This window comes from Mesorhizobium sp. WSM4849 (genome assembly GCF_055811385.1).
Window position 1 is genome coordinate 78,062 of the sequence record NZ_JBVVPW010000001.1, and the last position, 15,274, is coordinate 93,335.

At 63.6% G+C, this 15,274-nt stretch carries 13 protein-coding genes; 6 read left to right on the forward strand and 7 right to left on the reverse strand.

Annotation, left to right across the window (positions count from 1 at the left end):
• Positions 1-241: 241 nt before the first annotated feature.
• Positions 242-691 (reverse strand): SRPBCC family protein, encoded by a 450-nt coding sequence (locus tag AC0L3L_RS00370; protein ID WP_292647781.1) that lies wholly within the window; start codon positions 689-691, stop codon positions 242-244.
• A 158-nt stretch (positions 692-849) separates the two neighbouring features.
• Here AC0L3L_RS00370 and AC0L3L_RS00375 point away from each other — a divergent pair, with 158 nt between their 5' ends.
• On the forward strand, positions 850-2,655 hold the full coding sequence (locus AC0L3L_RS00375; RefSeq protein WP_473636148.1) for an IlvD/Edd family dehydratase: 1,806 nt from the start codon (positions 850-852) through the stop codon (positions 2,653-2,655).
• Between the two features lie 171 nt (positions 2,656-2,826).
• Here AC0L3L_RS00375 and AC0L3L_RS00380 read toward each other — a convergent pair whose 3' ends face one another.
• Complete coding sequence (locus AC0L3L_RS00380; RefSeq protein ID WP_473636149.1) at positions 2,827-3,246, reverse strand: GFA family protein; 420 nt, start codon at positions 3,244-3,246, stop codon at positions 2,827-2,829.
• A 191-nt stretch (positions 3,247-3,437) separates the two neighbouring features.
• On the opposite strand from AC0L3L_RS00380, the gene AC0L3L_RS00385 reads away from it, so the two are divergent.
• The 3 genes from AC0L3L_RS00385 (at position 3,438) to AC0L3L_RS00395 (ending at position 6,248) form a co-directional block, all read left to right on the forward strand.
• A complete protein-coding gene (locus AC0L3L_RS00385; RefSeq protein ID WP_473636150.1) occupies positions 3,438-4,250 on the forward strand; it encodes a chromate resistance protein ChrB domain-containing protein in 813 nt (270 codons plus the stop codon).
• Between the two features lie 56 nt (positions 4,251-4,306).
• On the forward strand, positions 4,307-5,692 hold the full coding sequence (gene chrA, locus AC0L3L_RS00390; RefSeq protein WP_473636151.1) for a chromate efflux transporter: 1,386 nt from the start codon (positions 4,307-4,309) through the stop codon (positions 5,690-5,692).
• Between the two features lie 157 nt (positions 5,693-5,849).
• Entirely contained in the window at positions 5,850-6,248 is a 399-nt protein-coding gene (locus tag AC0L3L_RS00395; RefSeq protein WP_473636152.1) for a hypothetical protein, read from the forward strand.
• 21 nt (positions 6,249-6,269) lie between these two features.
• On the opposite strand, the gene AC0L3L_RS00400 is transcribed toward AC0L3L_RS00395, so the two are convergent.
• Together AC0L3L_RS00400 and pdxR are read right to left on the reverse strand one after the other, a co-directional pair.
• Positions 6,270-7,859, reverse strand: a complete 1,590-nt coding sequence (locus tag AC0L3L_RS00400; protein ID WP_473636153.1) for a trimethylamine methyltransferase family protein — start codon at positions 7,857-7,859, stop codon at positions 6,270-6,272.
• Between the two features lie 285 nt (positions 7,860-8,144).
• Positions 8,145-9,638: a MocR-like pyridoxine biosynthesis transcription factor PdxR gene (pdxR, locus tag AC0L3L_RS00405; RefSeq protein WP_352958566.1), complete on the reverse strand. Its 1,494-nt coding sequence runs from the start codon at positions 9,636-9,638 to the stop codon at positions 8,145-8,147.
• A 320-nt stretch (positions 9,639-9,958) separates the two neighbouring features.
• Here pdxR and pgi point away from each other — a divergent pair, with 320 nt between their 5' ends.
• Both pgi and AC0L3L_RS00415 read left to right on the forward strand, forming a co-directional pair.
• A complete protein-coding gene (gene pgi, locus AC0L3L_RS00410) occupies positions 9,959-11,602 on the forward strand; it encodes a glucose-6-phosphate isomerase (RefSeq protein ID WP_473636154.1) in 1,644 nt (547 codons plus the stop codon).
• A 5-nt stretch (positions 11,603-11,607) separates the two neighbouring features.
• A complete protein-coding gene (locus AC0L3L_RS00415; protein ID WP_473636155.1) occupies positions 11,608-12,330 on the forward strand; it encodes an HAD family hydrolase in 723 nt (240 codons plus the stop codon).
• Here AC0L3L_RS00415 and AC0L3L_RS00420 read toward each other — a convergent pair.
• The 3 genes from AC0L3L_RS00420 to AC0L3L_RS00430 form a co-directional block, all read right to left on the reverse strand.
• Positions 12,314-13,078: a class I SAM-dependent methyltransferase gene (locus AC0L3L_RS00420; protein ID WP_473636156.1), complete on the reverse strand. Its 765-nt coding sequence runs from the start codon at positions 13,076-13,078 to the stop codon at positions 12,314-12,316. The two genes, AC0L3L_RS00415 and AC0L3L_RS00420, sit on opposite strands and share 17 nt — an antisense overlap.
• Positions 13,079-13,085: 7 nt before the next feature.
• A complete protein-coding gene (locus AC0L3L_RS00425; protein ID WP_473636157.1) occupies positions 13,086-14,939 on the reverse strand; it encodes a long-chain-fatty-acid--CoA ligase in 1,854 nt (617 codons plus the stop codon).
• A gap of 109 nt (positions 14,940-15,048) precedes the next feature.
• Positions 15,049-15,219, reverse strand: coding sequence for a hypothetical protein (locus AC0L3L_RS00430; protein WP_473636158.1), 171 nt, complete (start codon positions 15,217-15,219; stop codon positions 15,049-15,051).
• Between the last annotated feature and the right edge of the window lie 55 nt (positions 15,220-15,274).

Genomic DNA, 15,274 nt, shown 5'->3' on the forward strand with positions numbered 1-15,274 from the left:
TCTTCATCCCTACCCACACCCCCCCCCCCCCCACCACACCACCCCCCCCCAAACACCCCCCCCCACCAAAACCCCCCCCCCCCCCCCCGGGCGGGGCGGGGGCGGCCCCCCCCCCCCCCCCCCCGGGGGGGCGGCCCCGCCTCAGCTGCCTCGACCTCTTACGAAAGAAATGTCGGAGCGCGTCGCCACCGACCCCACCCGGCCCTTCGGGCCACCCTCCCCTCAAGGGGGAGGGGAATGCTCAGCCGCCCACCTTCTCGCCAAAACTCGAAAAAAACTGCCCGGCAAGTTTCTTCGACGTCGATTCGATCAGTCGGCTGCCGAGCTGGGCGATCTTTCCGCCGACATCGGCCTTGGCCGCATATCTGAGGATCGTCGCCTCCGGCCCGTCGGCGGTCAGCGTCACATCGGCGCCGCCTTTGGCAAAGCCGGCGATGCCGCCCTTGCCCTCGCCCTGGATGGTGTAGGAATGCGGCGGGTTGAGATTCCTGAGCGTCACCTCGCCGTTGAACGTCGCCTTGATCGGGCCGATCTTGAGCACCACGGTCGCCCCCATCTCGGTGTCTGACTTCTTTTCGAGGCTTTGGCAGCCTGGAATGGTCTGCCTCAGAACGTCCGGGTCGTTCAGCGCTTCCCACACTTTTTGCAGGGGTGCGGCGATGCGTTCCTCGCCTTCGATCACCAAAGCCATCAAAATCTCCCGGATACAAAATTGACAAACCCCGATCCCGTCTAGCGTGGGGCCCGATGTATGTCTATCGCACCAAAGTCCGGATTCGGATGGCGCGTGCCTCTTGCCTGCTCTCGCGCGTTGTCATATCGATTTGTCATACAAATACGGAGACCATGATGGCCGGCGCCCCCACAACGAAGAAGAAATTTCGCTCGCAGGAGTGGTTCGACAATCCCGACAATCCGGGGATGACGGCGCTTTATCTCGAGCGCTACCTGAATTACGGACTGACGCGTGCCGAACTGATGTCGGGCAAGCCGCTGATCGGCATCGCCCAGACCGGTTCGGATCTGTCGCCCTGCAACCGCCATCATCTCGAACTGGCCAAGCGCGTGCGCGAGGGCATCGTGTCGATGGGCGGCATCCCTTTCGAATTCCCGTGCCACCCGATCCAGGAGACGGGCAAGCGCCCGACCGCCGCACTCGACCGCAATCTTGCCTATCTCGGCCTGGTCGAGGTGCTCTACGGCTACCCGCTCGACGGCGTCGTGCTCACCATCGGCTGCGACAAGACGACGCCGGCCCTGCTGATGGCCGCCGCCACCGTCAACATTCCGGCCATCGCGCTGTCGGTCGGCCCGATGCTCAACGGCTGGCACAAGGGCAAGCGCACCGGCTCCGGCACCATCGTCTGGGAATCGCGTCAGCGCCTATCGGCCGGCGAGATCGGCTATGACGAGTTCATGGACATCGTCGCTTCCTCGGCGCCGTCCACCGGCTATTGCAACACAATGGGCACCGCCACCACCATGAACTCGCTGGCCGAGGCGCTCGGCATGCAACTGCCGGGCTCGGCCGCGATCCCCGCGCCCTATCGCGAGCGCGGCCAGATCGCCTATGAGACAGGAAAACGCATCGTCGACATGGTGCATGAGGATCTGAAGCCCTCCGACATCATGACGCGGCAGGCCTTCGAGAATGCGATCGTCGTCAATTCGGCCATCGGCGGCTCGACCAACGCGCCGATCCATCTCAATGCCATCGCCCGCCATCTCGGCGTGCCGCTCGACAATGACGACTGGCAGAAGGTCGGCCTCAAGATACCGCTTATCGTCAACCTGCAGCCGTCGGGCGAATATCTCGGCGAGGATTATCACCATGCCGGTGGCGTGCCGGCGGTGGTGGCCGAACTGATGAAGGCCGGGCTGTTGCCCCATCCCGACGCCATGACCGTCAACGGCAAGACGATGGGCGACAATTGCAGTGGGGCCGTCAACGAGAATCTCGACGTCATCCGCACCGTCGCCGAGCCGCTGAAAGCTAATGCCGGCTTCATCAATCTTAGGGGTAATCTGTTCGATTCGGCGATCATGAAGACCAGCGGCATCTCGCCCGAATTCCGCAAACGCTATCTGTCGAACCCGAAGGACCCCGAGGCCTTCGAAGGCAACGCCATGGTCTTCGACGGGCCCGAAGACTACCACGCCCGCATCGACGATCCGGCGCAAGGCATCGACGAGCACACGATCCTGTTCATGCGCGGCGCCGGTCCGATCGGCTATCCCGGCGGCGCCGAAGTCGTCAACATGCAGCCGCCGGCCCATCTCATCAAGAAGGGCATTCATGCGCTGGCCTGCATCGGCGACGGCCGCCAGTCGGGCACGTCGGGCTCGCCGTCGATCCTCAACGCCTCGCCCGAAGCCGCCATAGGCGGCGGGCTGGCGCTGTTGAAGACCGGTGACCGCGTCCGCATCGACCTGCGCAAGGGCACCGCCGACATTCTCGTCACCGACGACGAGATCACGCGCCGGCGCGCCGAGCTGCAGAACAGCGGCGGCTATCACTACCCCAAGCACCAGACGCCATGGCAGGAGATCCAGCGCGGCATGGTCGACCAGTTTTCCGAAGGAATGGTGCTGAAACCGGCGGTGAAATACCAGGATGTGGCGCACACCAGGGGCGTGCCGCGGGACAATCACTAATGCATGTCGCCCAAAAGTGTGCAGCGGTTTTGGGACAACGACATGCATAAATAAGGTCTAAAGGGCGTCGCGTGCTTCAGACGACGCGCTTTAGACGTCGGTCTGCGGCGCTTTCCGCTCGCGGCGGCTTGATACGATCAAGCCGCCGTCAGATGTTTGCTGACCCGCCGCTCAGAGATAGCTGGTGATCTCCGGCGCCTGATCCTGCCTGTCGCGCTTGCCGTCCTCGTAGACGATCGGTGCTGCGGCGAGTTCCTCTTCGGTGACGTCGTCGAGGCAGGCGACGTTCACCGCCCAGAAATTCCCGCCCATGAAGTCGAGATAGCCGCGCGAGAGAAAATTCGCGCCGCAGTTCGGGCACATATAGTGATTGATGTCGCCTTCCGGCCAGTTCGACGGCGTCGCCTGGTATTCCCGCATCCGGTCGCGGCCGTCCGTCACCCGCACGGCTTCATAGGCTGCGAAGGATTTCCGGTAGCCGAGTTTCCAGCAGAAGCTGCAATTGCATTTGCGGATGCCTTCGGCGAGGTCGATTTCGGCTTCGAAACGCACCGCACCGCAATGGCAGCTGCCGTGATAGGTCTTTTTCATGGTTTCCTCCCAGACGTGTTCTGGCTCCGCCAAGCCGGCCGCCGGAGCCAGAGCATCCTTTGCTCCAGGCATGACGCTTGACAAGCGGGCGCGACAAATCCACGATCATGGCAAGGGGTGCATCGCGACGACCCCGTGAGGCGTCAGCCCAACGTTCGCGTCCAAGCTTCTCTCTCAAGGAGGTGGACGCCATGCCGTCGACAACCGCTATCACCGTATCGCAACTTTCGCGTCTGATTGGTCTGCCGGGTGCGCCCGCGATCATCGATGTTCGCATCGAAGAGGACTACAACGCCGATCCGCGCCTGCTGCCGGCCTCAAACCGGCGTGATTTCAAAACCGTCTCGACCTGGGCATCCGAATTCGCCGGCAGCCGAGTGGCGGTCGTCTGCCAAAGAGGACAAAAGCTCTCGCAAGGCGTGGCCGCATGGCTGCGGCATGAGGGCGTCGGTGCCGAATCCCTCGAAGGCGGGTTCGAAGCCTGGCGTGATGCCAAGGGACCTTTGATCCACGCCGGCAAGATGCCGCCCCGCGATGAAAAGGGCCGCACCATGTGGGTGACGCGGACCCGCCCGAAGGTCGATCGCATCGCCTGCCCCTGGCTGATCAGGCGCTTCATCGATCCGAGCGCGGTCTTCCTCTTCGTCGAGGCGGCCGAAGTGTCGGCCACTGCGGATCGCTTTCAGGCCGTGCCTTTTGACATCGACAATGTGTTCTGGACTCACCGGGGCGAACGCTGCACCTTCGACACGATGATCGAAGAGTTCGGGCTCGAATCCGAGGCGCTCGACCGCCTGGCCATGATCGTGCGCGCAGCCGATACCGCAAGCCTCGATCTGGTTCCCCAGGCAGCCGGATTCTTGGCCGCCTCGCTTGGCCTGTCGCGGATGTTTCGCGACGATCTGGAACAGATGGAGGCGGGCATGCTGCTCTACGATGCGTTTTACCGATGGTGCCGCGACGCCACCGAGGAGACGCACAACTGGCCAAGCAAGCCATCATGAGCGCCCAAGCTTCGGAAGAAAAGGGGCCTTCTGACAAAACGGGGGCTTCTGACAAAATGGCGACTTCGGGAAAAACGGGCGAGACCGTCGAAGCGCCGGCTGCGCCATCCTTCCGTGAAGGCGTAAAACTCTGGGCGAAAATCGGCCTGTTCAGCTTCGGCGGGCCGGCCGGGCAGATCGCACTCATGCACAAGGAATTGGTCGAGGAACGGCGTTGGATCGGCGAGCAACGTTTCCTGCATGCGTTGAACTACTGCATGCTGCTGCCCGGCCCTGAAGCCCAGCAACTCGCCATCTATATCGGCTGGCTGCTGCACCGGACGATCGGCGGCCTGGTCGCCGGTGTCCTGTTCGTCGCGCCGGGCGCGCTTGTGATGCTCACGTTGAGCATCCTCTATGCGCTGTATGGCGACGCTCCCCTGGTCGAGGCGCTGTTTTTCGGGGTGAAAGCAGCCGTGCTCGCCATCGTGATCGAGGCGATGATCCGGATCGGACGACGTGCCCTCAAGAATCGGGTCATGGTGTTGATCGCGCTCGCCGCCTTCATCGCTATCTATGCTTTGAACGTGCCGTTTCCGCTCATCATCCTGCTTGCCGGCCTGGCAGGATGGATTGGAAACCGTATTGCGCCGGCGCTTTTTTCCGGCGCGGCGCACGGCAAAAACGCGGTTCCCGACATCAAGGGCGCGGTCGACCTGATGTTCGAGCGCGGCGAGCTGGCCCACACCAGGCCGACGCGATGGCATGCGCCGCGGACCATCGCGATCTGGCTGCCGATCTGGCTCGGGCCCGTGCTTCTGATCTGGGCTTTTACCGGGTCTGCTAGCGTGTGGACGCAGATTGGTGGGTTCTTCAGCGTCATGGCGGTCGTCACCTTCGGCGGCGCCTACGCAGTCCTTGCCTATGTCGCGCAGGCAGCGGTCGAGTCCTTCGGCTGGCTCGCACCCGGTGAAATGGTCGATGGCCTCGGGCTTGCTGAAACCACGCCGGGTCCGCTCATTCTCGTCCTGCAGTTCGTCGGCTTTCTTGCCGCGTTCCGCCAATCCGGATCGTTGAGCCCGCTGCTTGCCGGATCGCTTGGGGCGATGCTCACGCTGTGGGCCACGTTCACGCCTTGCTTCTTCTGGATCTTCCTCGGTGCGCCCTACATCGAATCCCTGCGCGGCAACAAGGCGCTGTCGGCGGCGCTGGGCGCGATCACCGCCGCCGTCGTCGGCGTCATCATGAATCTCGCTCTGTGGTTCGGCTTGCACGTCATCTTCGGCGAGGTGCGCAACGTCGGTCTTGGGATGGACGTGCCGGTGTTTTCATCGATCGACTGGGGTGCGGCGCTGCTGTCGTGTGCTGCCATGATCGCCATTCTGAAGCTGAAGATCGGCATGCTGCCGACGCTGGCGGGATCGGCCCTCGCTGGTGTTTTGTTGCTGGCAGCGAGCGGTTAATGCATGTCGCGCAAAAGTGTGCAGCGGTTTTGCGATAACGACATGCATAAACAACAACCTAAAGCGCGTCGCATGCGCCCGGTCAAACGCGACGCGCTTTAGCGGTTGCGTGCGGCCGGCGCTTCGCCGCGGTTTCGGGCATTCGGTTAGGAACATCATGGCGAAACGGCGCTCCTCCCTAGGCTTCCTCGGAATGTTCGGCCGTTCAGGCGACCTCAGGCAACTCGACGCCGCGTTACGCGGCGTCGACCTTCATCCCGCCCTTGTGCCGGAAGGAGCAAAGCTCACCATCGTCAATCTGATGAAGGATCACTGGCCCGACGAGCCGCCACCACAAGCCTATCCACCGGTGGCGCTGCTGCTTGGCTATTGCGTTGCCGGGCCGGAAGCATTCGAGCAATCCAACGGCCTTCAACATAGGCTGGACGCGGAGCGCCGGCTCGAGGCGGCACTTGAGGCCGGCGACAGCTTCGATGCGCAAATCATACTGATGACGCTGCATGCCAAGCTGATCAGTGGCGAGGTCGTCGAGCGCTACGGGTTGGGCGTCGACTGACCGTTTTGACGAGTAGCGTCTTCAGCCGCCCATGCCGCTGCGCGGCAGATGGATAAGATTGCCGAAGCGGGCGCGCAACTTGTCGTCGACCGGCTTCGGCACATGGCGCGGGAAGCGCTCGGCGAGGATGCGTTTCTTCTCGATGATCGCCCGCTGCAAGATGTCGGGCCTGCCCTTCTCGTTCCACTCCTTCGGCGAAAAGCGGTCGCCGACCGCCGGATAGAAATATTCCGTCTGCATCAGCCGCAGCGTCTGCTCGTTGCCGAGATAGTGACCAGGCCCCTTCAGGCAGACGTCGGCGATGGTGTCTATCGACAGCGACTCATCGGTCACCTCGATGCCGCGCACGCAGCGCAGGCAATGGCCGAGCATGTCGTTGTCGATGATCAGGCTTTCCAGGCAGAAGCCGAGCAGCGAGGCGTGCATGCCGGCCGATTCGTAGACAAGGTTGAGACCGGCAAGGCCGGCCATTACGTCAGTGATGCCCTTTTCGTAACCGGACTGAATGTCGGGCAGTTTCGAATCCGTCATGCCGGCGGCCGAACCGCCCGGCAGGTCGTAGAATTGCGCCATCTGGGCGCAGGCAGCGGTCAGCACCGCTTGCTCGGCCGAGCCGCCGGACATGGCGCCGGTCCTGAGGTCCGAGACGAACGGCCAGGTGCCGAAGATCGCCGGATGGCCGGGTTTGATGGCGTTGACGTAGACGAGGCCGGCGAGCACCTCGGCCACCGCTTGCACCACCGCACCGGCGATCGCCGCCGGCGCCGTCGCACCCGCCTGGCCGGCCGACAGCAATAGGATTGGAATGCCGCCTTCGACGCAGGCCTCGAGTACGCCGCAGGCGTCCTCGGCGAATTTCATCGGTGGCACGACAAAACAGTTCGAATTGGAGACGAAAGGCCGGGCGCGAAAATTCTCTTCGCCGCCGGCAATCGCATAGAGCATGTCGAGCGCCGGCTTGACGTTCTCGCGTACCGTGAAGGAAGTGCCGACATGCTTCGACGTGCCCATCACGCAGGCGTAAAGCGTGTTGAAGTCCATGTCGAGCGGATCGGGAATGTCGCGCGGCACCATCGGCCGCTGGAAGAAATGGATGTTGTCGAGCCCTTCGACGATGCGGGCCGCGTCATAGATGTCCTGCAGCAGCGACTCGCGATAACAGCGCTTCTCGACGTCGACCAGATGCACCGCGGCGCCCGCCGTGCCGTAATGCACGCGCTTGCCCTGGATCAGCATGTCGTGCTTGGGATCCTGGCCATGCAGCGTGAAACGGCGTGCGGCCTTCTTGATGGTATCGAGGACGAGCGCGCGCGGAAAACGAATGCGGCCGTCCTCGCCGAGGGTGGCGCCGGCCTTGGTCAGCGCCTCGATGCAGGATGGGATGGCGTTGGCGAAGCCGACCGTTTCAAGCAGCGTCAGCACCGCTTCGTGAATGCGCTCGCGGTCGTTTTCGCTGAGCGGCCCGTAGCTTCCGCCTTCGAGGCCGGCGCGCACCGGCTTGATATCGTCGGCAAGGGGCGCCGCCCGCATGGCGCGACGCGCTTCGCGCCCGCCGGAACGCCGCGAACGTTGGTCCGAGGGCGTATCCGGCTTCTCAACAGCCACTGACATGGGAGGCACTCCACCTTTAGCTGCGAAGCGGGCGGCGGTGGTTGGTCCACCATCGGCCCGCTTCGTCCCCGTTAGAGCGCCGCGCGTCCACTTGGACGCGCAAAGGACGCTCTAAGACTTTCCTGCTTGCGCATGATCCTTTCCGGAAACCGAAGACTGGTTCCGGGGTCATGCGCTATGCTTCGAACTATGCCGTCGGCATTGGCACAGCCTATGAGCCAGACGGTCCCGTCGCATATGCCAGGGCGCTAAAGAACGGTGGCCGGTCCCGGTCCGGTCCAGGCATCAAGCCGCCGCCGGTCTGCGCCCGGCCGCCGTCGCCAGTTCTCGGATGCCGGGCTCGATGTGCTGCAGCGCGATCGAGGAGATGCCCAGCCGCATAAAGCGTGACGGCTTTTCGGTGCGGTCGAAGAAGCGGTCGCCGGGCTCGATGATGACGCTGCGCGAGGCGGCGGCCTCGGCCAGCCCGCGCGAATCGGTGCCGCGAGGCCCTTCGAGCCAGAGCGACGCGCCACCGGCGGAATCGGTCGAGCGCCACTCAGGCAGGAAGGCGGAAATGGCATGGATCAGACGCTTGCGCCGTTCGTCGAAGGCGCTCGACAGCCGCCGCACCAGCGCCTCGTGATGGCCAAGCGACAGGAACAGCGCGACTGCGCGCTGGTTGTTGGCCGGCGGATGACGCAGCATGAAGCGGCGCAGCGCGCGAAGCTCGGAGATCAGCCCGGCCGAGGCGACGATGTAGCCGAGCCGCAGACCCGGAGCCAGCGTCTTCGACATCGAGCCGACATAGATGACGCGGCCGGAACGGTCGAGGCTCTTCAGCGCCTGCTGCGGCGCCTCGTCCAGAAGCTGGCTGTCATAGCCGTCCTCGATGATGATCTGGTTGTGGCGATTGGCGCGCGCCAGCAAATCCTGCCGGCGCTCCGCCGATAGCGGCACCATGGTCGGGCAATGGTGGCTGGGCGTCACGAAGACGAAGCCGGAATCGTTGGGAATAGAAGCGGTTACAATGCCGGAATGGTCGACCGGAACCGGCGTGACGTCGGCACCCGCCAACCGGAAGATCGAGCGTGCGTCGGGATAGCCGGGGTCTTCCATGGCCACCTTGGAGCCCTTGGTCATCAGCAGCGTCGCCAGCATGTAGAGCGCGTTCTGCGCGCCGAGCGTGACGATGATTTCATCGGGATTGGCGAAGATGCCGCGCCGCGGCAACAGCCGCGCCTGGATCTGCTCGATCAGCAGCGGGTCGTCGCGGTCGACCATGTCGGACGCCCAGTTGCGGATCTCGAGCACGGCGAGGGCCATGCGGTTGCACTCGCGCCACTCGGCGGTCGGGAACAGCGCCGGATCGAACTGACCATAGACGAAGGGGTAGGACGACTTGATCCAGTTGTCGTGCTTGGCCGGCGGCGGCATGTCACTGGCCGCGATCTGCCGACGCGCCTTCCAGTCGATCTCGTTGGCCTGGTCGGGCGCCTTCTGATGCGGTTTGGCCGGCGTCGCCAGCACGTCGGGATTGACGAAATGGCCGCGCCGTTCGCGCGCCACCAGGAAACCCTGGTCGACGAGCTGCTGGAAGGCCAGCACCACGGTGCCGCGCGCCACGCCGAGTTTCTCGGCCAGGATCCGGCAGGACGGAAGCGGCATCGAGGCGGCGATCTGCCGGTCGAGGATGGCGGCGACGATCGCTTGACGGATCTGCGCCTGCAGGGTCTGGCCGGATTCCGCCGAAATCCGGAACAGGCCGGACCATATGGCCGTGTCGTTTCGCTGTGGCATGGAAGGTGTTCCTCGATGGCCAGCTTTTTTCACTTGGCTGGACCAGTCGAATGTACCGGTGGCACAAGCTGTTGCGCCAATCAATTTTTCTGATCGCTGGGATTTACGCCAGTGATCCTTCCCCCGCGTGACGCAACGCGTCATCGCTGCCTGACGCCGTGCATCATCCCAGCGTGACGCAACGCGTCATCGCTGCCTGACGCAGTGCGTCATCGCTGCGCATTGAAACCAGTGGATTTCGGCTAGATAGTTTGGACGCGACGACACGCGCCGGAAACATCCGGTCTGTTATGTTGGCATCTCAAGCTCGGAGTGAGGCAGTGGATCAATCGTCCTTTCAAAAACAGCTCGACGCCCTGCGCGATCACCGTGCGGCAAAATCGGGCAGCATGCGCGAGGCTTTTGCTGCTGATCCGCAGCGCTTCGAAAAATTCTCAGCCGCCGACGGCGACCTGCTGCTCGACTGGTCGAAATGCGCGGTCGATGCGCAGACGATGGATCTGCTGGAGAAGCTGGCGGGAGCCGCCGATCTCGAAGGCCGGCGCGCCGCGATGTTCTCGGGCAAGAGGATCAACGTCACCGAAGGCCGCGCCGTGCTGCACACCGCGCTGCGCAACCTGAACGGCAAGGGCATCGTGCTCGACGGCCAGGACGTGAAGGCGGAGGTTGTCGCCGTGCTCGATGCGATGGGCGCCTTCGCCGATGCCGTGCGCTCTGGCAAGGCCGCCGGCGCCACCGGCAAGAAGATCACCGACATCGTCAACATCGGCATCGGCGGATCCGACCTTGGCCCGGCCATGGCGACGCTGGCGCTGGCGCCCTATCACGACGGGCCGCGCACGCATTACGTGTCCAACATCGACGGCGCCCATATCCACGACACGCTGAAGGGCCTTTCCGCCGAAACCACACTGTTCATCGTCGCCTCGAAGACCTTCACCACCATCGAGACGATGACCAATGCCGAGACGGCGCGCGAATGGGTGCGGAAGGCGCTGGGCAAGGAAGCGGTCGGTAAGCATTTCGCCGCCGTCTCGACGGCGCTGGACCTGGTGGCCAAATTCGGCATCGCGTCCGACCGCGTCTTCGGCTTCTGGGACTGGGTCGGTGGACGCTACTCAGTCTGGGGCGCGATCGGCCTGCCGGTGATGATCGCCGTCGGCCCGAAGAATTTTCGCGCCTTTCTCGATGGCGCGCACGCGATGGACGAACATTTCCAGACGGCGCCGCTGGCCAGGAACCTGCCGGCGCTGATGGGATTGATCGGCTGGTGGCATCGGGTGATCTGCCAATACCCCGCCCGCGCCGTCATTCCCTATGATCAGCGCCTGTCCAGGCTGCCGGCCTATCTGCAGCAGCTCGACATGGAATCGAACGGCAAGAGCGTAACCCTCGACGGCGGCACTGTGACCACGCCGACCGGCCCACTGGTCTGGGGCGAGCCCGGCACCAATGGCCAGCACGCCTTCTTCCAGCTGCTCCACCAGGGCACCGATTTCATTCCAGTCGAATTCCTCGCCGCGGCCATCGGCCATGAGCCGGATCTCAAGCATCACCACGATCTGCTGCTCGCCAACTGCCTGGCGCAGTCGGAGGCCTTCATGAAGGGCCGCACGCTGGAGGAAGCGCGCGCGCAGATGCTGGCAAAGGGCATGGCGCCCGCCGAAGTCGACAGGATCGCCCCGCACCGCGTCTTCTCCGGCAACCGGCCCTCAGTGACGATCCTCTACAGACAACTCGATCCGCATACGTTCGGACGGCTGATCGCGCTCTATGAGCACCGCGTCTTCGTCGAAGGCACGCTCTTCAACATCAATTCCTTCGACCAGTGGGGCGTCGAGCTCGGCAAGGAACTGGCGACCGGCCTGCTGCCTGTCGTGGAGGGCAAGGAGAATGCCGCAAAGCGGGACGCTTCGACCGCCGGACTGGTGGGACACATCCACCGATTGCGCGGATCGGAGTAAGCGGCTTGGCCGAGATCAAGGGAATATTGTTCGACAAGGACGGCACGCTTGTCGACTTCAATGCGACATGGCTCGGCGTTGCCGATTTCATGGCGATGGATGCGTCGGAGGGCGACCGCTGGAAGGCCGACAGGCTGCTAGCGGCGGCGGGCTACGATTTCGCCACCAAACGCTTCAAGCCCGATTCCATCTTTGCCTCCGGCACCAACATGGATGTCGTCGAGCTTTGGTTTCCGCGACTGTCCGACGAAGACCAGATGCTTGCCGTCGCTCGCTTCAACGAGATCACGTCGGTGCAGGGCTCGTCGATGGCGGTGGCGCTGCCGGGCATTGTCGAGACGCTTGGCGTTCTTCACAGGAAATCCTACCGGCTCGGCGTCGCCACCAACGATTCGACCACTGGCGCGGAAAAGACATTGCTGACGCTGGGTGTCGCGCAGCTGTTCGACGCCGCCTTTGGTTACGACGCGGTGGCCAATCCGAAACCGGCGCCCGATACGATCCTCGCCTTCTCGGACCTGACCGGCCTGAGGCCGGCCGCGATCGCCATGGTCGGCGACAATCGCCACGATCTGGAGATGGCGCGGGCCGGCGGCTGCGGTCTGGCGATCGGCGTGCTCTCCGGCACCGGCACGCGGGAATCGCTGTCGCAGATCGCCGACGTCATTCTGGATTCGGTTGCCGACCTGCCCGACTTTCTTTCGGCAAGAGTCAAGGAGACGACCTGAACTCGCAGGGCTGCTCCGGCTCGAACGAGAACACGCCGCTCGGCTTCGTTGCCGCATCTTTTGCCTCGCCGACATCCGGTACCTGGTATTCGGCCAGCAGGCGAAGCCGCGAGCGGGGCAAGTAGGCGCGGCCCGGGTCGCCGATCAGCACATTGATGCCGGCGGCCAGGCAGCGGTCGAGGAAGGGTACGACCCGGTCGGCGAGATCTTGCCGGTAAAACAAGTCGCCGGCCGCCACGACATCCACCGATGGCGGCGGACCAGCGGTGATATCCTCGCCGACCACCGTGATCGTAACACCGTTCGCCACCGCATTGAGACCGAGCGTGGCGACCCCGTTGCGGTCGATCTCGGACGCGATCACTTGGCTGGCGCCGGCCTTTGCCGCGGCGATGCCGACGAGGCCCGACCCGGCGCCGAGGTCGAGCACGCGAAGCCCGGCCACGGTCTCCGGCCGATCGAGAATGTAGCGGGCAAGCACCGCGCCGCCGGCCCAGGCATAGGCCCAGTAAGGTGGCTGCGGGTCGGGCCCGTACTCGTCGGCTTCGGTTCCTTCTTCTTCCGGCTCGGCTGCTTGTCCATCTTGATGCGTGAGCCGCCACAGACCGCTCGCTGGATGGGCTGCGTAAAGCCGGATTTCGGGCAGCGCGGGAACAGGGGCGATCCGCATGTTCGCCTTGATGAATGTCAGTGGATCGGGACGGGAAAGCGTATCCGCCGCGTTGTCGACAGTAAGGCAATCGCCCAAAATTATACTATCCCCGTAACGCCCGCCGCAGGATCTTGCCCACCGGCGTCTTCGGCAGTTCGGTCCGAAACTCGATGTATTTTGGCCGCTTGTAGCCGGTCAGGTTCTCGCGGCAATAGACAGTCAGCACCTCAGCGGTCAGCAACGGGTCCTTCTTGACGACGAACAGCTTCGGCACTTCGCCTGAATGCTCGTCCGGCACGCCGATCGCCGCCACTTCGAGCACGCCCGGATGCAGGGCCACCACTTCCTCGAGTTCGTTCGGATAGACGTTGAAGCCGGACACAAGGATCATGTCCTTCTTGCGGTCAACGATCTTGGTGTAGCCGCGCTCGTCCATGAAGCCCATGTCGCCCGACTTGAAGAAACCGTCCTTGGTCATCACCTTGGCGGTCTCGTCCGGCCGGCTCCAGTAACCGGCCATCACCTGCGGTCCGCGGATGCAGATCTCGCCGACTTCGCCGGGCGGCAAATCATTGCCGTCGTCGTCGCGGATGGCGATCGCGGTCGAGGGCAGCGGCAGGCCGATCGTGCCGGTGAAGTTGCCATTGCTGAATGTGTTGGCGGTGGCCACCGGCGAGGTTTCCGAAAGCCCGTAGCCCTCGGTGACCGGGCAGCCGGTCAACGCCTTCCAGCGTTCGGCGACACCCCTCTGCACCGCCATGCCGCCACCCAGCGTCAGGATCAGCGGCTTGAAGTCGAGCTTGCGGAAATCCTCATTGTTGAGCAGCGCGTTGAACAGCGTGTTGAGGCCCGGAAAGATGTGGATCGGGTATTTGCCGAGTTGTTTGACGAAGCCGGGAATGTCGCGCGGATTGGGAATGAGTATGTTCTGGCCACCCAACTGCATGCCCATCAGTGCGTTCACCGTCAGCGCGAAGATATGATAGAGCGGCAGCGCACAGATGAAGTTGAGATGCGCCGGCTTCGGCTTGACCGTGAAGGCGTCCTCGATCCAGAGCGCGTTCTGCGCCACGTTGGCCAGCACGTTGCTGTGCAGCAGCACCGCGCCCTTCGAGATGCCGGTGGTGCCGCCGGTATATTGCAGGAAGGCGACGTCGTCGGCAGCGACATGCACTGGCTTGAAATTCATGCCGGCGCCTGCCATCAACGCGGCGTTGAACTTGACATGGCCCGGCAGCGACCAGGCCGGCACCATCTTCTTCACGCGGCGCACGACGAGATTGACGATCGTCCCTTTCAGGCTGCCAAGCATGTCGCCCATCGCCGCGACCACGATATGCTTGATCGCCGTCTTGGCGATCACCGCCTGCAAGGTGTTGGCGAAATTCTCGAGAATGACGATGGCTTGCGCACCTGAATCCTTGAGCTGATGTTCCAACTCGCGCGGCGTGTAGAGCGGGTTGATGTTGACCACGATATAGCCGGCGCGCAGCACTGCCATCATCGCCACCGGATATTGCAGCACGTTCGGCATCATCAGCGCCACGCGTGCGCCCTTCTGCAGTCCCGTCGACTGCAGATAGGCGCCGAAGGCGGCCGATTGCCGCTCGACTTCCGCATAGGTGATGGTCTTGCCCATGCAGGTGAAGGCAGGCCGGCTGGCATACTGCTTGCAGGCGTCGGCGAGCAGATCGCCGATGGAGCCGAAGGGCAGGGCGCCGATCTCGGCCGGAACGACCTTCGGATAGCTCTTGAGCCAAGGCTTTTCCGGCGCAACCGCTTTCGGCAATCTCGTGGCCGGGCCCGGCTTCGACGCCGATGAAGCCGTTGTCGGGGCCGCTTTCGGCTTGGCAACGGCGTTGGCCGTCGGCGCCTTTGGCTTGTCGGAGCTGGCCGGTTTTGCGGCAGTTTTGGCCTTCGCTTTCGCTGGGGCCGTCGTCCTTGGTGCTTTTGCCACCTGTCCCTCCTCGGTTGTTCTTATTGTCTCTGCTTGCCCGCCGCGTTGCCTCCGAATGCCAGAGACGTCCTCCGCTGCTGCCGGGCACCCAGGAAAACCAGCGTGCCAACTATGTATTGCGACTATCGGCAGCCGTGCAAGTCTCGCCCTGCGGCAAGACGGGAACAAAACCTTCCGCGCCAACGACCAGCCGAAGGTCGCAGTTCCTCACCAACGCCGGGTTGAAGATCAATAAAAAAATGCAGTCGTTAACAATACCGTGATAGGCAGTAATTGACATTTCCTTCTCCTTTTTGGCGTGTGCACAGAAATAAATTCTGCTTCCCATGGGGTAG

What these genes read in the sequence shown, in the direction of transcription:
- AC0L3L_RS00375 (WP_473636148.1), top strand. Translation starts at nt 850, where the DNA reads ATGGCCGGCGCCCCCACAACGAAGAAGAAATTTCGCTCGCAGGAGTGG.
- AC0L3L_RS00400 (WP_473636153.1), bottom strand. Translation starts at nt 7,859, where the DNA reads ATGTCAGTGGCTGTTGAGAAGCCGGATACGCCCTCGGACCAACGTTCG.
- chrA (WP_473636151.1), top strand. Translation starts at nt 4,307, where the DNA reads ATGGCGACTTCGGGAAAAACGGGCGAGACCGTCGAAGCGCCGGCTGCG.
- AC0L3L_RS00370 (WP_292647781.1), bottom strand. Translation starts at nt 691, where the DNA reads ATGGCTTTGGTGATCGAAGGCGAGGAACGCATCGCCGCACCCCTGCAA.
- AC0L3L_RS00395 (WP_473636152.1), top strand. Translation starts at nt 5,850, where the DNA reads ATGGCGAAACGGCGCTCCTCCCTAGGCTTCCTCGGAATGTTCGGCCGT.
- AC0L3L_RS00430 (WP_473636158.1), bottom strand. Translation starts at nt 15,219, where the DNA reads ATGTCAATTACTGCCTATCACGGTATTGTTAACGACTGCATTTTTTTA.
- AC0L3L_RS00380 (WP_473636149.1), bottom strand. Translation starts at nt 3,246, where the DNA reads ATGAAAAAGACCTATCACGGCAGCTGCCATTGCGGTGCGGTGCGTTTC.
- AC0L3L_RS00385 (WP_473636150.1), top strand. Translation starts at nt 3,438, where the DNA reads ATGCCGTCGACAACCGCTATCACCGTATCGCAACTTTCGCGTCTGATT.
- pdxR (WP_352958566.1), bottom strand. Translation starts at nt 9,638, where the DNA reads ATGCCACAGCGAAACGACACGGCCATATGGTCCGGCCTGTTCCGGATT.